This is a genomic window from Streptomyces sp. MUSC 14 (assembly GCF_001866675.1).
Lineage (GTDB): Bacteria > Actinomycetota > Actinomycetes > Streptomycetales > Streptomycetaceae > Streptomyces.
Window position 1 is genome coordinate 1 of the sequence record NZ_MLYN01000141.1, and the last position, 1,428, is coordinate 1,428.

The 1,428-nt window shown below is 66.2% G+C and carries 1 protein-coding gene; it reads right to left on the reverse strand.

What is annotated here, in order from left to right:
• Positions 1–25 precede the first annotated feature (25 nt).
• Positions 26–1,270 carry an IS256 family transposase gene (locus BIV25_RS46030; RefSeq protein ID WP_071378574.1) on the reverse strand — a complete coding sequence of 415 codons (1,245 nt, stop codon included), beginning with the start codon at positions 1,268–1,270 and terminating at the stop codon, positions 26–28.
• Positions 1,271–1,428 lie beyond the last annotated feature (158 nt).

Here is a 1,428-nt window from a genome sequence, read left to right on the forward strand (position 1 = left end):
GGTCATGTCCCGCGGGGTGGTGTAGTCACGGCAGCTGTTTCGGTTCCGGTTGTGGGGTGATCTGCGGTTCGGGTTCGGTTGGCTTGGTGGTGAAGAGCTCGGCCATGGAGGCTTCGGAGAGGTAGCGGCGGTCGAAGACCTGCCACTCGTCGTGGAGTTCGGCCAGCACCGCGGCGGCGAGTCGGTCCAGGGCGGCGGGGTTGGGAAAGACCTGGACGACGTCGGCCCGTCGTTTGATCTCCCGGTTCAGCCGTTCCAGCGGGTTGGTCGACCAGATCTTCTTCCAGTGCGCCGGCGGGAAGTCGGCGAACGCGGTGATGTCGGTTGCCGCATCAAGGAGCATGGTCTTGACCTGCGGGAACTGCCGTCCGAGCATGTCGGCGACCACGTTGAGCTGGGTGCGCACCTGCTCGCCGGTGGTCTGCGCGAAGATGGTGCGGATGGTGGCGGCGACCATCTCCCCGGAGCCCCTCTCGATCACCGAGAACACATCCCGGACGAAGTGAACCCGGCAGCGTTGCCAGGCCGCGCCGAGGAAAACGGTGCGGATCGCGGCCACCAGACCGCTGTGGCTGTCGGAGATGACCAGCTGGACGTTCTCCAGGCCGCGGGCCCGCAGCGAGCGCAGGAACTTCGTCCAGAACGGCTTCGACTCGCTGTTGCCGACCATCAGCCCGAGGATCTCGCGGTGCCCGGTGGCGGAGATCCCGGTGGCGATGACCACGGCCTGGGAGGCGATCCGGTGGTTGGCCCGGGCCTTGCAGTAGGTGGCGTCCAGGAAGACGTAGGGGAAGACGGTGTGGTCCAGCGGCCGCTCCTTGAACGCGGTCAGTTCCTCGTCCAGCTCACCGCAGATGCGGGAGACCTGGGACTTGGATATCCCGCTGTCCGCACCGAGTGCTTTGACCAGGTCGTCGACCGAGCGGGTCGAGACACCGTGCACGTATGCCTCCATCACCACGGCGAACAACGCCCGGTCGATCCGCCGCCGGCGTTCCAGCAACGACGGGAAGAATGACCCGCTGCGCACCTTCGGGATCTTCAGGTCCAGGTCACCGGCCTGCGTGGTCAGCAACCTCTCCCGGTGCCCATTGCGCCAGGTCGTGCGCGTCTCGGAGTGCTCACGCGGCGCGGCACCGATCACATCGGTGGCCTCGGCCTCGATCAGCTCCTGCAGGATGCGCTCGCACACCACCCTGATTGCTTCAACTCCATCGGCCCGACGTAGTGACTCAAGCAGCCGCATCAGCTCAGACTGTGACAAGGCCATCGCGTGCTCCTCCGGTTGAACTGCCCGTTCACCAGGGAGACTTGCGCGATGGCCTGCCCTTGTTCAGGGAGCATGCACCGCCAGCGGATGCACGCCCCGAGCAGACACCCGCGCGTTCCGGGACCCTGCACGGCTACACCACTTCATGGGACGCGATC

Excerpts from the sequence above, each read along its gene's own strand:
- BIV25_RS46030 (WP_071378574.1), bottom strand. The coding sequence starts at position 1,270 with ATGGCCTTGTCACAGTCTGAGCTGATGCGGCTGCTTGAGTCACTACGT.